Raw genomic sequence first — 17,154 nt, forward strand, 5'->3', positions numbered from 1 at the left:
GATCCGGAATGGCTCGAGCGCTGGCTCGACGAGCAGATCCGTTTCGACGGCGAGTGGGAGAAGAAGGTCGTCGAGCGAATCCTGCACAACCTGTCGATCCTGTTCGAGCGCACGTTCGCGACCGCGCAGGAGCTGAACCGCTACCGCAAGGAAGTCACCAGCCGCCTGCAGGCCGAAAGCGGCCCGTCGTCGGCCGCGCAGCCGGCCTGAGGCCGGCGGGTGCCGGCGGCGGCGCGAGTCGCGTCTGGCTCGCGCCCGGCTCGCGGCACCGTGTCGCGTTCGTTGCATGAAGCCCGCCCGGCCGGTCCGGCGGGCTTTTTATCTGGCGCCGCCGTCGCGCGCGCCGTCGTTCATTCCGTCCGATCTCCATCATGTCCGCCACCTTCGAACGCAAGCTGATCACCCGTGATGCCCTCGTCGCGCTGCGCGCGTCGCTGCCGTCGCCCGTCGTGTTCACCAACGGCGTGTTCGACATCCTGCATCGCGGTCACGTCACGTATCTCGCCGATGCGAAAGCGCTTGGCGCCTGCCTGATCGTCGGCGTGAACAGCGATGCGTCGGTGCGCATGCTCGGCAAGGGCGACGACCGGCCGATCAACCGCGAAGAAGATCGCGCGGCACTGCTGGCGGCGCTGGAAAGCGTCGACTGGGTCGTGACGTTCGGGGAAAAGACGCCCGTATCGCTGATCGAGGCCGTCCGTCCGGACATCCTCGTGAAGGGCGGCGATTACGACATGGACGCGCTGCCGGAATCCGCACTCGTGCGCGGCTGGGGCGGCCGGGCGCTGGCGATTCCGTTCGAGCACGATCGCTCGACCACTGCGTTGCTGAAAAAGGTGCGCGCGCAACGGCCCTGAGCGCGACGCGGCGTCGTCACGGGGCGGACGCCGGGAGCGGTGCGGTCGTGACGGCCGGCGCCGCGATCGGATCGCCGACGACCGGCTGGTCGGTCGCCCGCATGAGCGGCGTCACGCGCAGCGCGTCCGGCCGCACCTGCCGCGCCAGCACGCCGGGTTCGCGCGGGCCGGCCGCCGGCAGCGGCCCGAACACGCCGCGCGCCGCCACGAACGCGAGCATGTTGGCGAGAAAGAGAACAGCGATCAGCCAGCGCAGCATCGTCGAAACTCCTTGTCGTCATCGACGTGATTCACGTCGTTCAGTCGAGCCGGCCGCATGGCCGGCTTTTTCGTAGCTACCGTCGACCGTTCGTGCGGGCCGCTGGCGCGGCGCCGCGCGTACTGCGTCGTCGGCGGGGCGCAGGCCCGCTTCGGTTCGGCCGGCATCGCCACGCGCCCGCTGCGATGCCGGCGCCGTTGCGTCAATCCCGCGCCGTTGCCCGGCCGGCCGTGTCCGCGGCGATCAGTGCGAGCCCGGACAGGATCAGCGCGTCGTGCCGCGTATGCGGGACCGTCAGCGCACGCGCGACGTCGTCCGCCGCGCCGCCTGCCAGCACGAGCCGTACCGGCGCCTGCCACGCGTCGACGAGATCGCGCCACGCGCGTTCGATCAGGCCGGCCTGCGCGTACAGGCAGCCGGCCGACAGCGAGCGCGGCGTATCGATCTGGAACGGTTCGGCCTGCGCGAACGCGAGCAGGCCGCTGGCGATATCGGTGGTCAGCGTCGGCAACTGCGCGGTGTGCGTGCCGAGCGCGCGCATCATCAGCGCCCAGCCCGGCGCGATCAGGCCGCCCGTGAAGCGGCCGTCCGCGCGCAGGGCTTCCAGCGTCGTCGCCGTGCCGAACGTCGCGATCAGCAGATGCTCGCCCGGAAACGCCGCGTGCGCGCCGATCAGGCCGGCCCACCGGTCGCTGCCGAGCTGTTCGGGCGTCGTATAGCCGTTCGTCACGCCGCATTGCGCGGGCCGCGAGCGGATCGTCGTGCGCGGCAGGCCCGGCCAGCGTGCGTCGAGTAGCGCGTCGATCCGTGCGGCCACGTCGGCGCCCGCGACGTTCGAGATCCATGCGCCGCGCGGACGCGGCAGGCGCGACCAGTCGGGATCGGCGCCGCCGTCGCGCGTGTGGCCGAACGCGCCCGTGTCGACGAGCGTGCGCCGCGCGTCGGCGAGCGCCCACTTGATCCGGCTGTTGCCGGCGTCGATCAGCAGGTGCGGTTCGCTCATTGCGCTTCGCGCAGCGACACGTCGCCGGCCGCGATCGTCTGCACGCCGCTCGGCGTGTCGAGCAGCAACTGGCCGGTCGCATCGATGCCCGTCGCGATGCCGCGCACGCGTTCGACGCCTTGCTCGAGCAGCACGACTTCGCGGCCCGCGTACGCGTGCAGCGCGTGCCAGCGCGGCAGGAACGGCGCGAGGCCGTCGGCGCCGAATTGCGCGAGCGCGGGCGTGAGCGCGTTCAGCGACGCGGCGAGCGTATCGGTGAGGTTCGCCGACGGGCACGCGATCGACAGCGCGGCAGGCGGCAGCCCGCTCGCGAGCGTCGCTTCGCGCGCGCGCAGCGCGTCGACCTGGGCGGCGACGGCTTCCGCGCCGCGCACGTTGATGCCGAAGCCGATCACGACGGCGGTGGCGTCGGCGGTGGTCCAGACGGTTTCGATCAGGATCCCGGCGAGCTTGCCGACGATGCGCGGCGTGCCGTTGTCGTCGGTCGTCAGCAGCAGGTCGTTCGGCCATTTGAGCGCAACGCGCATGCGGGCGTCGAGCGGCAGCGTGGCCAGCCCTTCCGCGAGCGCGACGCCGATCGCGATACTGAGGCCGCCGAGCGCATCGACGGCGCGCGGCACGATGCAGCCGACCGAGCACAGCAGCGCATTGCCGGGCTGCGCGAACCACGGGCGGCCTTGCCGGCCGCGCCCGGCCGTCTGCTCGAACGCGACGCGCACGAGCGGCGCGGGCAGCGCGTTCGCGCTGCGCGGCAGCGCCTTGAGCCGCGTTGCGACGTCGGCGTTGGTCGAGCCGGTGGCGGCGACGATGTCGAGCGGCCACGCGCGCGGCGCGGCGTCCAGGTGCGCCTCGAGCCGGTTGCGCGCGATGTGCGCGTCGCCGGATTCGGGCGTGTCGGAGGAGGTGGGGGCGTTCATGGCGCCTATTGTAGCGACAGGGGACGTTGGCGCGCGCCGGAGCGCGAGCGCAACCCGCGGGGCGACATGGCACGGCTCCGTGCGGCTGCTTCGTCCGCACCGGTATCTCGATGTCGTATTCGGAGGTCATCTCGCGGGCGAGCGGCGTCTTGCCCGTCGGCGCCGGGCCCTGGCCGGTCGACATGAGAGCCGGTGCGCCACCGGCGCCGCGCGGCCGACTCGGTTGCGGGACCGATATCGATACGCGGCGCGCGCGTCAAGCATGCGACGTCACTACCGTTCGGCCGGGTCGCGCTCGCACGCCCCTTGGCCGAACGGCCGTCACGGTGCGACGACCGGGTGTTTCAGCGCATGCGCGGTCTCGATCCACTGCGCGTGGAATTCGTCCGCGTCGGGCCGAAGCCCGAGTTCGCCGTTGCGATAGGCCATCGCGAGCGTCTGCACGGCTTCCGGCAGCTCGTGTTCGGCGGCCCGGCGATACAGCGCGAGCGCGCGCGCATCGTCGCGCGGCACGCCGCTGCCGTCGCGGTACGCGTTCGCGAGCATGAAGTCGGCGGCCGGGATGTCCGCGCGCGATGCGATGTCGAACCAGTGCGCGGCCTGCACCGGGTCGGCGGCGATGCCGTAGCCGCTGCGGTAGATCAGCCCGAGGTAATACGCGGCGGCCGGGTCGCCCTGTTCGGCCGCGGCGCCGAGCAGCGCGCGTGCGCGTACATAGTCTTTCGGCAGGTCGCCGCTGCCGAGCAGCAACGCCTTGCCGAGCGCGAGCTGCGCGCGCCGTGCAGCCGGCGCGTCAGCCGTGTCGTGCGCCGCCGCGGCCGTTTCCAGCCAGCCGCGCCCCTCGTCGCGCAGCCCCGGTTCGTGCGCATCGACGAGCGCGATGCCGAGCGCCGTCTGCGCGTCGGCCGAGCCGCGCCGTGCGAGCGTGCGCAACTGGGCCAGCGCATGCGGCTCGGTCGCCTGCGCGACCATCGCCTGCCATTCGTCGAGTTGCGCGGCGCTCGGCGCTGGGCCGGCGCCGCGCAGGCCGGTCGCTGCGACGACGGCCGCGACGGTCACGGCCGCCGCCGCGAGCAGCGCGGCGGGCGGGAGCTTCGCGCGCAGCACGCGCCGCGCGGCAGCGGCGAAGCCGGTTTCGGCAGGCCGCATCGTCCGGATCGGTTGCATCGCGTGTCTCATTGCGTGAGGTCGATCTCGTAGGTCGCGAGGTTCTTGCCCGAGCCGTCGTCGGCCGCGACCTGCGTGATACCGGTCAGGCCGGCCGCCGTCGCGTCGCCGAGGCGGTTCGGCGCGGACGCGAACCGCACGTGCGCGACCGAGCTCGCGAGCTTCGTGAAGCGCCAGCTGCGCTGCGCGCCGTCGGCCGCACGCGTGATCGCGCCGCGCTTCTTGATGAACGCGATCAGCACGTCGCGGTTCGCGTCGGGCGACGCGAAGATCGTCTTGCTGCCGTCGAGGCCCGGGAAGTTGCCGCCGCCGCTCGCACGGTAGTTGTTGGTCGCGACGATGAACTGCGCGTTCGGGTCGATCGGCGCACCCTTGTACGTCAGGTTCCGGATGCGGCTGCCGACCGGCTGCGTGACGTCGATTTCATAGGCGAGATCGGCCGACGTGAACATGTCGAAGTTGTAGCCGGGGAAGGTGCTGACGAGCGGCTGCACGGTCGCCTTCGTCGGGTCGATCGTGTTGAAGCGCTTCGCGGCGGTCTCGAGCCAGTTCTTCACGTCGGCGCCGCTCACCTTCACCGCGTACACGGTGTTCGGATACAGGTACAGGTCGGCGGCGTTGTTGATCGCGAGCGCGCCCGGCGCGACGTCGGTGTAGTCGGTGCCGCCGCCGAAGCCGCTCTTGAACGGCGCACTGACCGACAGCACCGGCAGCGACGCGTATTGCGGCAGGTTCGCCTGCACGTAGGTCTTCACGTAGTCGGCCTGCGCCTCGTTGACGATCTGGATCGCGCCCGGATCGCCGACGTCCGCGAAGTACGAGTTCATCCGGTAGTCGGTCGAGCCGATCGGCGTCTTCACGTAGTCGATCGTCGCCTGGTGCTCGGCCGCGATCGCGGCGGAGACCGACGGGTCGGCGGCGACGTAGCTCTTGTCGGCGTTCTGGATCGGCCGCGCCTCGACGGTCGTCTGCGACTTGTCGACGGCCCACGTCTTGCCGTCGAACTTCAGGCCGAGCTTGATCACGCCGAGATGCTTGCCCCAGTAGTTGGCCATCACGGTCGGCACGCCGTTGACGGTGCCCTTGACCTTGTCGACGCCCGGCAGGTTGAACTGCGACACCGTGCTGTTCGCGTCCGGGAACACCTGGTGCGAGTGGCCGATCAGCATCGCGTCGATGCCGGGCACCTTCGACAGCCACCAGCTGCCGTTTTCCATCGTCGGCGAGTACGCGGCATTGTCGAGACCGCCGTGCGAGATCGCGACGACGAGATCGGCGCCCTTCGCGCGCATTTCCGGAATGTACTTCTCGGCCGCCTCCTTCAGCCCGGTCGTATAGACCTTGCCGTCGAGCCAGCGCTTGTCCCAGTTCATGATCGCGGGCGGCGTGAAGCCGATGATGCCGATCTTCACGGGCGCGCTGACCGTCTTGCCGTCCGGCGTCGTGGCTGTCACCGTGCGCGTGAGGATCGTGTACGGCGTGAACAGCGGCGCGTTGGTCTTCGCGCTGATCACGTTCGCGAGCACCTGCGGGAAGTTCGGGCCCGCGCACTTCTTCTGCTGGGCCGGCGCCGGCAGGCCGTCGACCTCGAACGTGTTGCCGGTCACCTGCGACAGGTACGGCAGCCCGTAGTTGAACTCGTGGTTGCCGATCCCGCCGCCGTCGAATTTCGCGGCGTTCATCACCTTGTAGATCGCGAGCGTCTGGTCGCAGCCCACCGGCTTCACGAGCGCCTGGTAGTCGGACAGCGCGGTGCCCTGGATCGTATCGCCGTTGTCGAGCAGCAGCGTGTTCGGGTACTGCTTGCGCGCCTGCGCGATCAGCGTCGACACGCGCTCGAAGCCGAGCGAATTGTCGGCGGCGAGCTTGAAATAGTCGTACGACAGCACGTTGGTGTGCAGGTCGGTCGTCTCGAGCAGCGCGAGCGTGGCCGTCGTGCCGACGGGCGCCTGGGCCTCGGGCTGCGACGGCGGCGTGGCGGTGACGTCGTCGCCGCCGCAGCCGGCGAGGGCGAAGGCGAGGCTGGCGAGCGCGGCGGCGGCCGGTACGTGGCGGCGGGAAAGCGGGGGGAGACGCATCGGTTGTCCTGTTCGGTGTTCTGTTTTATGAAGCGCGAGGTACGCACGAATGGCGGCGCGGTGCGCCGACGGCCTGAGGTGCGGCGCGTGAGAGTATCGAAAGGAAACGTGACGGAACAATGAAAGGTTGCGATGCCGGCAGCGGGCCGCGGCCGGCGGCGGCTTCGGGCCGGCCCCGGCCGGCGCCATGCTCCCGGCTGCGCACCGCGCCGCCGACGCCGCGCCGGAAATCCTCACGTCGCGGCGTCGGACGGTTCGCTACAATGGCCGCTGTCATCCTTTTGCAAACAACCTGCCCTTGGACTTCGAGACTCCTCCCGGCCTGTCGGTCGACGCCGGCGGCCAGGGCCAGACGGTGCGCCTGACCGGCCAGTGGACTGCGCTGTCGCTCGCGCGCAACCGCGGCGCCGTGGCGCGCCGCATCGCGAGCATCGCCGCCGGGCGCGTGAGCGAATGGGATCTGTCCGGCATCGAGCGGCTCGATCACGTCGGCGGCCAGGCGCTGTGGCGCGTGTGGGGCCGCAAGCTGCCGGCCGGCGTCGCGCTGAGTGCCACGCAGCGCACGATCTTCGAGCGCATCGAGCGGCTCGACAGCCAGCGCGAGGCGCCCGAGCGCATCGCGCGGTTCGATCCCGTCACGCGGCTCGGCCAGGCGATCTTCTCGTTCGGCGAACACCTGCAGGGCGGCATCGCGATGTTCGGCCTCGTGATCCTCGATGCGCTGTCGGTGCTGCGCCGCCCGCGGACGATGCCGTGGCGGGAAACCTCCGCGAACATCTACAGCGCCGGCGCACAGGCGCTGCCGATCACCGCGCTCGTCGCTTTCCTGATCGGCATCGTGCTCAGCTACCTGTCCGCGCAGCAGTTGCAGATGTTCGGGGCGAACCGCTACATCGTGAACATTCTCGGGCTGTCGGTGATCCGCGAGCTCGGCCCCGTGCTGTCGGCGATTCTCGTCGCGGGCCGCTCGGGCTCGGCGATCACCGCGCAGATCGGCGTGATGCGCGTGACCGAGGAGCTCGACGCGATGCGCGTGATGGGCATCCCGCACGGGCTGCGGCTGATCCTGCCGCGCGTGCTCGCGCTCGGCGTCGCGATGCCGCTGCTCGTGATGTGGACCAACATCATCGCGCTGACGGGCGGCGCGCTCGCCGCGAAGCTGGTGCTCGGCATCGACATCAACTATTTCGTGCGCTCGCTGCCGGGCGTCGTGCCGATCGCGAACCTGTACATCGGCGTCGGCAAGGGCGTCGTGTTCGGCATGCTGATCGCGCTGGTCGCGTGCCATTTCGGCTTCCGGATCAAGGCGAACTCGCAGAGCCTCGGCGAAGGCACGACCACGTCGGTGGTGTCGTCGATCACGGTCGTGATCCTCGCCGACGCGGTGTTCGCGATCCTGTTCCAGAACGTGGGGCTCGGATGAACGCATCGAACGAAACGACCGCGCATGCCGCGGCGATCGGCGCCGGGGCGGTCGGCCCCCGGCCGGACGCGGCCGCCGATGCCGGCGATCTCGTGATCGAGGTGCGCAACCTGACCAAGCGCTACGGGCGCAACATCGTTCACCAGAAGCTCGACTTCGACGTGCGGCGCGGCGAGATCGTGTCGATCGTCGGCGGCTCGGGCTCCGGCAAGACGACGCTCGTGCGCCAGATCCTCGGCCTCGAACGGCCGACGTCGGGCACGATCAAGGTGTTCGGCGAGGATACGGCGACGATCGACGACGCGAGCGCGCGGATGATGCGCACGCGTTCGGGGATGCTGTTCCAGCAGGGCGCGCTGTTCTCGTCGATGACGGTGTTCGACAACGTCGCGCAGCCGCTGCGCGAGCTCGGCCGCGTGCCGCCGGACCTGCTGCACGACATCGTGATGCTGAAGCTCGAGATGGTCGGGCTGCCGTGCAAGCACGCGTCGAAGATGCCGGCCGCGCTGTCGGGCGGGATGGTGAAGCGGGTCGGCATCGCGCGCGCGATCGCGCTGGAGCCCGAGCTGCTGTTCCTCGACGAGCCGACGGCCGGCCTCGATCCGCAGGCCTCCGACGAATTCGTCGAGCTGATCGCGACGCTGCACCGCACGCTCGGGCTGACCGTCGTGATGGTGACGCACGACCTCGATACGATGGTCGCGCTGTCGACGCGCGTCGCGGTGCTGGCCGACCGCAAGGTGCTGGTCGCCGCGCCCGTCGAGGAGGCCGCGAACGTCGACCATCCGTTCATCCACGAATATTTCCTGGGGCTGCGCGGGCGCCGCGCGTTGCAGGCGCTGCCGCCCGAGCGGCGCGCGAAGCTGCCGAAGGCGGCCCTCGAACCGGCGCTGTCGAGCGTCGAGCTGTAGAAGCAAGGAACCCGCGAATGGAAAACAAATCACATGCGTTCTGGGCCGGCCTGTTCACGATCGCGCTGACGCTCGCGATCGCGGGCACCGTGTTCTGGTTCAACGTCGACCGCACCGTGCGCGTGCCGTACGACCTGCTCGCGCGCACCAACGTGACGGGGTTGTTCCCGGACGCGGCCGTGCGCTTTCGCGGCCTCGACGTCGGCAAGGTGCAGTCGATCGGCTTCGACCGCACGCATCCGGGTCAGATCCGGATCCGCATCCTCGTCGATCACGACGCGCCGATCACGCAGTCGACCTACGGCAGCCTCGGCTTCCAGGGCGTGACGGGCATCGCGTTCGTGCAGCTCGAGGATACGGGGCGCGATCTGTCGCCGCTGCCGTCGTCGCCGAAGTCGATCGCGCAGATCCCGATGCGGCCGAGCCTGTTCGACCAGATCCAGGAGCGCGGCGACGTGCTGCTGAGGCAACTCGAACTGGCCGCGAAGAGCGCGAACGCGCTGATGTCGCCCGAGATGCGCGAGCAGTTGCGCGCGACCGCCGAAAGCCTGCAGCACGCGGCCGACGGCGCCGCGACGCTGACGAAGCAGCTCGGCCCGGCGGTCACCGCGCTGCCGGAGACGATGCACGAGGTGAACCGCGCGATGGCGTCGGCGAACACGCTGCTGCAGCCGAACGGGCCGCTCGTGTCGAACCTGAACAAGGCCGGCACGGCCGCCGAGCAGGTCGGCGTCGCGCTGAACGGGCTCAACGCGCGCGTGCAGTACGACACGCTGCCGCGCTTCAATGCGCTGGCCGACAGCGTCGGCGACGCGTCGCGGCAATTGAAGGACGTCGCCGGCGAACTCGGCCGCAACCCGCGCAGTCTGTTGTTCGGGTCGCCCGGCGCGGCGCCGGGGCCCGGCGAAGCGGGCTTCGTCTGGCCTGGCGCGACGGCCGGGCAATGACGTTCATCGAAACCGGAAACATCATGCAGGAATACGCCATGCCACGAATCCTTGACCGCGCGCTGCGTCCGGCCGCGGCCGCGCTTGCCGTATTGACGCTCGCGCTGGCGGCCGGCTGCGCCGGCAACGACGCGGTGCTGTCGAACATCCGCTACGACCTCGGGCCCGTGTCGTCGGTGGCGACCACCGGGTCTGGCCCCGCGCTGAAGGTGCTCGACGTCGCCGCGCCCGACGCGCTCGATACGGACAAGTTCGCGTACCGCCTCGCGTACGCCGATGCGCAGCACGTGGCCGTCTATCGCGACAGCCGCTGGACCGCGCCGCCCGCGCAGTTGCTCACGCAACGGCTGCGCGGCGCGCTGTCGTCGCGCGGCACGGTGCTCGAAGGGGCCGACGGCGTGCGCGCGCCGACCCTCAAGGTCGACCTGAGCGAATTCGAACAGGTCTTCGACGGGCAGTCGCAAAGCCACGGTGCGGTGACCGCGCGCGCGACGCTGATGCTCGACGGCAAGGTGCTCGGCCAGCGCACGTTCGTCGCGCGCGCGCCGTCGAGCACGCCCGACGCGGCCGGCGGCGCGCGTGCGCTCGCGGCGGCCAGCGACGAACTCGTGTCGCAGATCGCCGCGTGGGTCGGCGTGCAGGCGTACGCGGGCACGCCGTGACGCCCGGCGGGCAGCCGCGATGAGCGCGCCCGGCACGCATCGCGCGTCGCCGCTCGCGCGGCAGGCGTTTGCCGCCTACGCGGCGCTGATCGTCTATGCGTCGCTGTATCCGTTCGAAGGCTGGGCGTCGCTCGGCATCGGCCCGTTCGATTACCTGTTCGCGCCGATGCAGCGCTACGTGACGGCGTTCGACGTGGTCACGAACGTGCTCGGTTATCTGCCGTTCGGCGCACTCGGCGTGCTCGCGCTGCACCCGCGCTGGCGCGGCGTGGCCGCGACGCTGATCGCGAGCGTGCTCGGCGTGCTGCTGTCGGGGACGATGGAAGCGCTGCAGACCTACCTGCCGACGCGCGTCGCGTCGAATCTCGATCTCGGCGCCAACGCGCTCGGCGCGCTGCTGGGCGCGGCGCTTGCTGCGCCGGTCGCCGGCGCGCTGCTCGACCGCGGCGTGCTGCGCCGGCTGCGCCTCGCGTGGCTGGAGGCCGACGGGTCGACGCCGCTGCTGCTCGCCGCGCTGTGGCCGTTCGCGATCGTGTTTCCGTCGCCGTTCCTGTTCGGCATCGGCGACTGGCCGGCCGCGCTGTGGGAGCGCGCCGACGCGTCGATGCAGGACGCGCTGCTCGCATGGCTGCCGGCCGCGTGGCACGTCAGCGAATGGCCCGAGCGGGTCGACGGCTGGTTGTCGGATTCCGCGTGGGAAGCCGTGCTCGGCGGGCTGATGCTGTTCCCCGCGCTGGCGATCGCGTCGCTCGCGATGCGCCCGCGCGCGCCGCGCATCCGGCTGCTGGTCGCGCTGGTGGTCGCCACGCTCGTGCTGAAGGCGGCCGCGACGTTCATGCAGTCGGCCACCGGCCTCGTCGTCGTGTGGGCGACGCCCGGCGCGCGGCTCGGCATCGAGCTGGGTTTCGCGGCGGCGCTCGTCGCATTGCGCGTGCCGGCGACGTGGCGCGCGATGCTCGCGGCGCTCGCGCTGCTGGCCGGCGTCGCGCTCGTGAACCTGCTGCCGGTCAATCCGTTCTTCGACTTCACGCTGTCGGGGTGGCGGCAGGGCCGCTACGTGCACTTCAACAGCATCGCGCGCTGGCTCGCATGGATCTGGCCCTACGCGGCGCTGATCTGGCTCGGCCAGCGCGTCGAGCACGCGTGGCTGCCGGCCGCGCTGCGCCGCTGACGCGGCAGCCCGGGCCCGTGCGGCGGCGGTCGCGCCGCGGGCAGCCGCGTGCGCCGGTCGCTATAATCGTCCGCATCCTCCGTTACCGCTTCGCGTAACGGCAATTCATCGCCCTTCTTTCCGCACGGCCTTGCGCCGGGCCGCTCGTCACCATCATGGATTCCTACTATCAGCACCACGTCTTCTTCTGCCTGAACCAGCGCGAACCGGGCGCCGAACGCCCGAGCTGCGCGCAATGCGACGCGCAGACCATGCAGGAATACGCGAAAAAGCGCGTGAAGGAACTCGGTCTCGCGGGGCCCGGCAAGGTCCGCATCAACAAGGCCGGCTGCCTCGACCGCTGCGAGGAAGGGCCAGTGATGGTCGTGTATCCGGAAGGCACGTGGTACACGTACGTCGATCGGGCCGACATCGACGAGATCGTCGAGTCGCACCTGCGCGACGGCAAGGTCGTCGAGCGCCTGAAGATCTGAGCGGGCCGGCCGAATGAACGTTCATACGCAGAAATCGCTGATCGCGGGCCCGATCGGCCAGATCGAAATCGCGGTCGACCTGCCCGACGCCGTGCGCGAAGGCGGCGCCGCGCCGCGCGGCATCGCGCTCGTCGCGCATCCGCATCCGTTGTTCGGCGGCACGATGGACAACAAGGTCGCGCAGACGCTCGCGCGCACGCTCGTGCAACTGAACTACGTCGTCTACCGGTCGAACTTCCGTGGCGTCGGCGCGACCGAAGGCGTGCACGACAACGGCGCCGGCGAGGCCGACGACCTGCTCGCGGTGCTCGCGCACATGCGCGCGCAGCCCGCGTATGCGGACCTGCCGCTCGTGCTCGCGGGCTTCTCGTTCGGCACCTTCGTGCTGTCGCACGTCGCGAAGCGGCTGCGCGACGCGGGCGAGACGATCGAGCGGATGGTGTTCGTCGGCACGGCCGCGAGCCGCTGGCAGGTGGCCGACGTGCCCGAGAACACGCTCGTGATCCATGGCGAAACCGACGACACGGTGCCGATCGCGTCGGTGTACGACTGGGCGCGGCCGCAGGAGCTGCCGGTCGTCGTGATCCCCGGCGCCGAGCATTTCCTCCATCGCAAGCTGCACGTGCTGAAGCGCATCATCGTCGACGCGTGGCGCTAGGGCCAGCGCAAGCCCGTTATCAGCGTGAACAGGCGCCAGCCTGCATGCGGGCGCCGGCGTAAGCGCCGGCGCCCGTGCCGCGCACCGGCGCCCGGCCGGATGATGCGCGACCCTTCCCGACACTTCACGCGACGCCGCGCCGCAACCCGGCTGCCGCACGCCGGCGCAACGCGCGTTGCACGCCGCCCGCGCCCGTCTCTCGTGCGGCGTCGAGCAAGCGTGCCCGATGCGCCGCCGCGCGATGCGCGCGCAGCCGGTATGCGGGCGTTCGGCGGCAGGTTCGCGAAAACGCCGTTCGCGGCCACGTATAATGGCCGCATTCCGCGTTGCCCGCGGCCCGGCTGGGCCCATGCGGCGCTCGTTTCGCCGCCTGTCCGCCCGCTCGCGACGGCCGCGAACCGAACGCGTCCGCACGAGTCCAACCGGCGCGTTTCGCGTCGCCCGACGGTGTCGGGCGAGTGCCCGAAACGCCCGCCGCCTTGCCGTTCAACCCTGCGCGTTTCGCACCGCACTTTCTGCCATCAGCCTGAATCGATCATGCGTCTGTCTTCCCAAGGCCTCAAGTCCCTCGCTTCCTCCATCGCCTTCGCCACCGCCGCGCGCAACGTCGCGCTCGGCGTGATGCTGCCCGTCGCGCTCGCATCGACCATCGTCGTCGCCGAGGCGAAGCCGGCCGCCAAGGCCAAGGCCGCGCATGCGGCGCCGGCCGCCGAGCAGTCCACCGGCGCGCCCGCGACCTACATGCCGGGCGCGGTGCCGCCGCCGGGCGTGAACGCGCGCTCGTGGGTGCTCGTCGACGCGACGAGCAACACGGTGCTCGCATCGGGCAATGCGGACGAACGCGTCGAGCCGGCGTCGCTGACGAAGCTGATGACGGCGTACCTCGTGTTCGAGGCGCTCGACAAGAAGAAGATCTCGATGGAGCAGATCGTCACGCCGAGCGACGCGGTGCGCCGCGTCGGCCGCGACGAGTCGCGCATGTTCATCGAGGCGAACAAGCCGGTGTCCGTGCATGACCTCGTGTACGGGATGATCATCCAGTCGGGCAACGATGCCGCGATCGCGCTGGCCGAACTCGTCGGCGGCAGCGAAGGCCAGTTCGTCACGATGATGAACGACGAGGCCGCGCGCCTCGGCATGAAGGGCACGCACTTCGCCGACGTGAACGGCATGCCCGACCCGAACCACTACACGACGGCCGGCGACCTCGCGAAGCTGTCCGCGCACCTGATCCGCGATTTTCCGCAGTACTACGGCATCTTCTCGGAGAAGGAATTCAAGTACAACAACATCCGCCAGGGCAACCGCAACCGGCTGCTGTGGCTCGACCCGACGGTCGACGGCCTGAAGACGGGCCATACGCAGGCGGCCGGCTTCTGCCTGATCGCGTCGGCCAAGCGCGCGATCCCGGGTGTCGACGGCCAGCGCCGCCTCGTGTCGGTGATGATGGGCGAGCAGAAGGAAAGCGACCGTACGCAGGACAGCATGAAGATGCTGAACTACGGCTACAGCGCGTTCGATTCGGTGCGCCTGTTCAAGGGCGGCCAGGCGATCGCGACGCCGCGCCTCTACAAGGGCAAGGAGAACACCGTGCAGGTCGGCGTGAGCGCCGACCAGTGGGCGACCGTGCCGCGCGGCCTCGGCGACAAGGTCAAGACCGAAGTCGACGTCAACGCGCCGCTGATCGCGCCGCTCGCGCAAGGCCAGCAGGTCGGCACCGTGAAGATCGTCGCCGACGGCAAGACGCTGTCCGAATTCCCGGTCGTCGCGCTGCAGGCCGTGCCGGAAGCGGGTATCTTCGGACGTATCTGGGACTCGATCCTGCTGATGTTCAGCAAGAAGAAGTAAGCGCGACGGGCCTTTGTTTTCACGACTTCATCCCCATCTGTCATAGCCATGAGCCAAGCCGAATTCGAACCGATCGTCTACCTCAGCGTCTCGTCGCAGGAGGAACTGGTGCCGCTGTCCGAAGCCCGTGTGCCGGTGCTCGACCGCGGGTTCATCTTCGGCGACGGCGTGTATGAAGTCGTCCCCGTGTATGCGCACGACGGCGCGCACGTGCCGTTCCGGATCGAACAGCATCTGGACCGGCTCGCGCGCAGCCTGAAGAAGATCGGCATCGACAACCCGCACGATGCGGCCGGTTGGCGCGCGCTGATCGAGCGGGTGGTCGCGGCGAACGCCGAAGGCCTCGGCGACGGCAACGCGCTCGTCTACCTGCAGGTGACGCGCGGCGTCGCGAAGCGCGGTCACGCATTCCCGGCGAACGCGGTGCCGACGGTGTTCGCGATGACGAGCCCGCTGCGCCTGCCGTCGGAAGAAGAGCGTGCGAAGGGTGTGCGCTGCGTGACGGCCGAGGATCGCCGCTGGCTGCATTGCGACATCAAATCGATCTCGCTGCTCGGCAACGTATTGATGGCGCAGCATGCGGCCGAACGCGACGCGTTCGAGACGATCCAGCTGCGCGACGAAAACGTGACCGAAGGCTCGTCGTCGAACGTGTGGATCGTGAAGAACGGCGAACTGTTCGCGCCGCCGCGCAGCAACAAGATCCTCGAAGGGATCCGCTACGCGCTGGTCGAGCAACTGGCCGACGAATGCGGGATCCGGTTCGTCGCGCGCGAGATCAGCGAGGTCGAGCTGCGTTCGGCCGACGAAATCATGATCACGTCGGCCACCAAGGAAATCCTGCCCGTCACGTCGCTCGACGATCTGCCCGTGCAGGGCGGCAAGCCGGGCCCCGTGTTCGCGGCGCTGTATGACGCGTACCAGCGTGCGAAGGCGCGCGAGTTTGAACAGTTTGACCTAACCCGGAGAAAATGATGAGCGAACCGACCAAAACCGTCGAGGTCACCGGCGCGATCGAAACCCGGAAGGAGTCGCTGCTGGAGTTTCCGTGCGATTTCCCGATCAAGATCATGGGCAAGGCGCACCCCGAATTCAAGGACACGATCTTCAAGGTCGTGGCCGTTCACGACAACGAGATCGACGTCGAGAAGATCGAGGAGCGCGCGTCGAGCGGCGGCAATTACACGGGCCTCACGATCACCGTGCGCGCGACGAGCCAGGAGCAGCTCGACAACATCTACCGCGCGCTGACCGGCCATCCGATGGTCAAGGTCGTACTTTAAGGCCCGTTCTGCGGCCGGGGATCAGCGCAAACGGCCGCTGATCCCTTTCCATCCGCCCTCCAGCGCGCACTCGGCGGGGCATTTCCCCGCCGCGCGCCGCGCGTCCAGCTCGTCGCACAGCCGCTTGTATTCGGCGACTTCCTCGAACAGCCAGGTCCGGAACGCCTGCACGCGCGGCGTGTTCAAGAGCGGCGGCGGACACACGAAAAAATAGTGCCACGGGCTCGGCCCGTCGATGTCGAACAGGCGCACGATGCGCCCGTCGAGCAGGTCGTGCACCGCGAGCGAGCGGCGCACCAGCGCGATCCCCTGGCCCTCGATCGCCGCGAGCAGCAGGTTCGACGAATCCTGGTACAGAATGCCCCGTTTCGGCTCGGTCAGCGTGTCGAGCCCGGCCGCGTCGAACCATGGCCGCCACAGCTCGTCGTCCGAGCGCAGCAGCGGGTAGTTCACGAGATCGGCGGGCGTCTGCGGCAGCTTGCCGCCGTTCAGTGTCGGCGCGCACGCGGGAAAGAACACCTCCTCGAACAGCGGCTCCACGTGAAGCCCCGGATAGCTGCCGAAGCCGAAGCGGATCGCGAGATCGACGTCGTCGCGCGCGAAATCGGTGAGCGAATTGGTCGACTGCAGCTCGACGTCGATTTCCGGATGCCGCTCGATGAACGTGCCGATGCGCGGCGTGATGAAGCGCGCGGCGAACGACGACAGCATCGACACCACCAGCCGCCGGTCGCGGTCGCTCGCGCGCACGTCGCGCGTCGCATCGGCGATCACCATCAGCGCGGTGCGGATCTGCTGCGCGTAGCGCATGCCGGCGTCGGTCAGGCACAGCCGCTTGCCGTTGCGCGTGAACAGCTGCACGCCGAGCTCTTCCTCGAGCGCGCGAACCTGATGGCTGACCGCGCCGTGCGTGACGAACAGCTCGTCGGCGGCGCGCGAGAAGTTCTCGTGGCGGGCGGCGGCTTCGAACGCGCGAATCGCGTTCAGCGCCGGGAGCTGGCGGAGGTCCATTTGCTAATTTTCCTCACATCGACGTGAAAATTGGTCGTTTGGTCGGGCGCCTTCGAGTGACTACGATTGTAGCCATCGAAGCACTTATTGGCGGAGTCGATCATGCAAGAAATCTCTTCAAGCATCACGTTTGAAATTCCCGTGGGCGAGACCGTGCCGATGAAGGTGCAACGCAGCACGCGACTGATCGTCCAGTGCGGGCCGGTCTGGGCGACGCGCAGCAACGACGTCGACGATTACTTCCTGGTCGACGGCGAGACGCTCAAGCTGCGCCGCGGCGAGCGGCTGTGGCTCAGCGCGGAAAGCCGGGAAGGCGCGCGCGTCGCGTTCTCGGTGTCGCGGCCGCCGCGGGAAGTCGCGCTCGGCGGGCTGGCCCGGTTGCGCGAGCGCGTCGCTGCATGGGTCCACGACGGCTGGCGCACCGTCTGACCGTCGTTTCGTCCGACGGATACCGGCGATCCGTCCCCCACCCAAGGCCGGCGAGAC

General features: G+C 69.8%; 18 protein-coding genes and 1 pseudogene. 13 read left to right on the plus strand and 6 right to left on the minus strand.

Annotated elements, in window-relative coordinates:
• Both WS61_RS31505 and rfaE2 read left to right on the plus strand, forming a co-directional pair.
• Positions 1 to 210, plus strand: a pseudogene (locus WS61_RS31505) (ferritin-like domain-containing protein); the annotation flags it as partial.
• 161 nt (positions 211 to 371) lie between these two features.
• Complete coding sequence (gene rfaE2, locus WS61_RS31510) at positions 372 to 857, plus strand: D-glycero-beta-D-manno-heptose 1-phosphate adenylyltransferase (RefSeq protein ID WP_059506495.1); 486 nt, start codon at positions 372 to 374, stop codon at positions 855 to 857.
• A gap of 16 nt (positions 858 to 873) precedes the next feature.
• On the opposite strand, the gene WS61_RS31515 is transcribed toward rfaE2, so the two are convergent.
• The 5 genes from WS61_RS31515 to WS61_RS31535 form a co-directional block, all read right to left on the minus strand.
• Complete coding sequence (locus WS61_RS31515; RefSeq protein ID WP_059506497.1) at positions 874 to 1,116, minus strand: hypothetical protein; 243 nt, start codon at positions 1,114 to 1,116, stop codon at positions 874 to 876.
• A gap of 202 nt (positions 1,117 to 1,318) precedes the next feature.
• The gene (locus WS61_RS31520; RefSeq protein ID WP_059506499.1) at positions 1,319 to 2,119 is read right to left on the minus strand and encodes a type III pantothenate kinase; all 801 of its coding nucleotides are present in this window, start codon (positions 2,117 to 2,119) and stop codon (positions 1,319 to 1,321) included.
• Positions 2,116 to 3,036: a biotin--[acetyl-CoA-carboxylase] ligase gene (locus tag WS61_RS31525; RefSeq protein WP_059506503.1), complete on the minus strand. Its 921-nt coding sequence runs from the start codon at positions 3,034 to 3,036 to the stop codon at positions 2,116 to 2,118. Before WS61_RS31525 ends, WS61_RS31520 begins: the two co-directional genes overlap by 4 nt.
• 321 nt (positions 3,037 to 3,357) lie before the next feature.
• Complete coding sequence (locus WS61_RS31530) at positions 3,358 to 4,203, minus strand: tetratricopeptide repeat protein (protein ID WP_059506505.1); 846 nt, start codon at positions 4,201 to 4,203, stop codon at positions 3,358 to 3,360.
• A gap of 8 nt (positions 4,204 to 4,211) precedes the next feature.
• Positions 4,212 to 6,281 carry a bifunctional 2',3'-cyclic-nucleotide 2'-phosphodiesterase/3'-nucleotidase gene (locus WS61_RS31535; RefSeq protein WP_059506508.1) on the minus strand — a complete coding sequence of 690 codons (2,070 nt, stop codon included), beginning with the start codon at positions 6,279 to 6,281 and terminating at the stop codon, positions 4,212 to 4,214.
• Between the two features lie 298 nt (positions 6,282 to 6,579).
• Between WS61_RS31535 and WS61_RS31540 the strand changes: the two genes are divergently transcribed.
• The 10 genes from WS61_RS31540 (at position 6,580) to WS61_RS31585 (ending at position 15,657) form a co-directional block, all read left to right on the plus strand.
• A complete protein-coding gene (locus WS61_RS31540; RefSeq protein ID WP_059506686.1) occupies positions 6,580 to 7,704 on the plus strand; it encodes an ABC transporter permease in 1,125 nt (374 codons plus the stop codon).
• On the plus strand, positions 7,701 to 8,615 hold the full coding sequence (locus tag WS61_RS31545; RefSeq protein ID WP_059506510.1) for an ABC transporter ATP-binding protein: 915 nt from the start codon (positions 7,701 to 7,703) through the stop codon (positions 8,613 to 8,615). Before WS61_RS31540 ends, WS61_RS31545 begins: the two co-directional genes overlap by 4 nt.
• Before the next feature lie 17 nt (positions 8,616 to 8,632).
• The gene (locus WS61_RS31550) at positions 8,633 to 9,562 is read left to right on the plus strand and encodes an MlaD family protein (RefSeq protein ID WP_059506512.1); all 930 of its coding nucleotides are present in this window, start codon (positions 8,633 to 8,635) and stop codon (positions 9,560 to 9,562) included.
• A gap of 38 nt (positions 9,563 to 9,600) precedes the next feature.
• On the plus strand, positions 9,601 to 10,224 hold the full coding sequence (locus tag WS61_RS31555) for an ABC-type transport auxiliary lipoprotein family protein (protein WP_059506688.1): 624 nt from the start codon (positions 9,601 to 9,603) through the stop codon (positions 10,222 to 10,224).
• Between the two features lie 19 nt (positions 10,225 to 10,243).
• Positions 10,244 to 11,395: a VanZ family protein gene (locus WS61_RS31560; protein ID WP_059506513.1), complete on the plus strand. Its 1,152-nt coding sequence runs from the start codon at positions 10,244 to 10,246 to the stop codon at positions 11,393 to 11,395.
• Positions 11,396 to 11,550: 155 nt separating this feature from the next.
• Complete coding sequence (locus tag WS61_RS31565) at positions 11,551 to 11,868, plus strand: ferredoxin (RefSeq protein ID WP_034208488.1); 318 nt, start codon at positions 11,551 to 11,553, stop codon at positions 11,866 to 11,868.
• 13 nt (positions 11,869 to 11,881) lie between these two features.
• Positions 11,882 to 12,526, plus strand: a complete 645-nt coding sequence (locus tag WS61_RS31570) for an alpha/beta hydrolase (protein WP_059506516.1) — start codon at positions 11,882 to 11,884, stop codon at positions 12,524 to 12,526.
• Between the two features lie 537 nt (positions 12,527 to 13,063).
• On the plus strand, positions 13,064 to 14,374 hold the full coding sequence (locus tag WS61_RS31575; protein ID WP_059506518.1) for a D-alanyl-D-alanine carboxypeptidase family protein: 1,311 nt from the start codon (positions 13,064 to 13,066) through the stop codon (positions 14,372 to 14,374).
• A gap of 48 nt (positions 14,375 to 14,422) precedes the next feature.
• Positions 14,423 to 15,349 carry a D-amino acid aminotransferase gene (locus WS61_RS31580; protein ID WP_059506520.1) on the plus strand — a complete coding sequence of 309 codons (927 nt, stop codon included), beginning with the start codon at positions 14,423 to 14,425 and terminating at the stop codon, positions 15,347 to 15,349.
• Positions 15,349 to 15,657, plus strand: coding sequence for a YbeD family protein (locus WS61_RS31585; protein ID WP_011546305.1), 309 nt, complete (start codon positions 15,349 to 15,351; stop codon positions 15,655 to 15,657). The genes WS61_RS31580 and WS61_RS31585 overlap by 1 nt, the downstream gene beginning before the upstream one ends.
• Positions 15,658 to 15,678: 21 nt before the next feature.
• On the opposite strand, the gene WS61_RS31590 is transcribed toward WS61_RS31585, so the two are convergent.
• Positions 15,679 to 16,668 (minus strand): transcriptional regulator GcvA, encoded by a 990-nt coding sequence (locus WS61_RS31590; RefSeq protein ID WP_059506522.1) that lies wholly within the window; start codon positions 16,666 to 16,668, stop codon positions 15,679 to 15,681.
• A gap of 102 nt (positions 16,669 to 16,770) precedes the next feature.
• On the opposite strand from WS61_RS31590, the gene WS61_RS31595 reads away from it, so the two are divergent.
• On the plus strand, positions 16,771 to 17,097 hold the full coding sequence (locus WS61_RS31595) for a DUF2917 domain-containing protein (RefSeq protein ID WP_059506690.1): 327 nt from the start codon (positions 16,771 to 16,773) through the stop codon (positions 17,095 to 17,097).
• Positions 17,098 to 17,154 lie beyond the last annotated feature (57 nt).

Source organism: Burkholderia sp. ABCPW 11, from assembly GCF_001523445.1.
GTDB lineage: Bacteria > Pseudomonadota > Gammaproteobacteria > Burkholderiales > Burkholderiaceae > Burkholderia.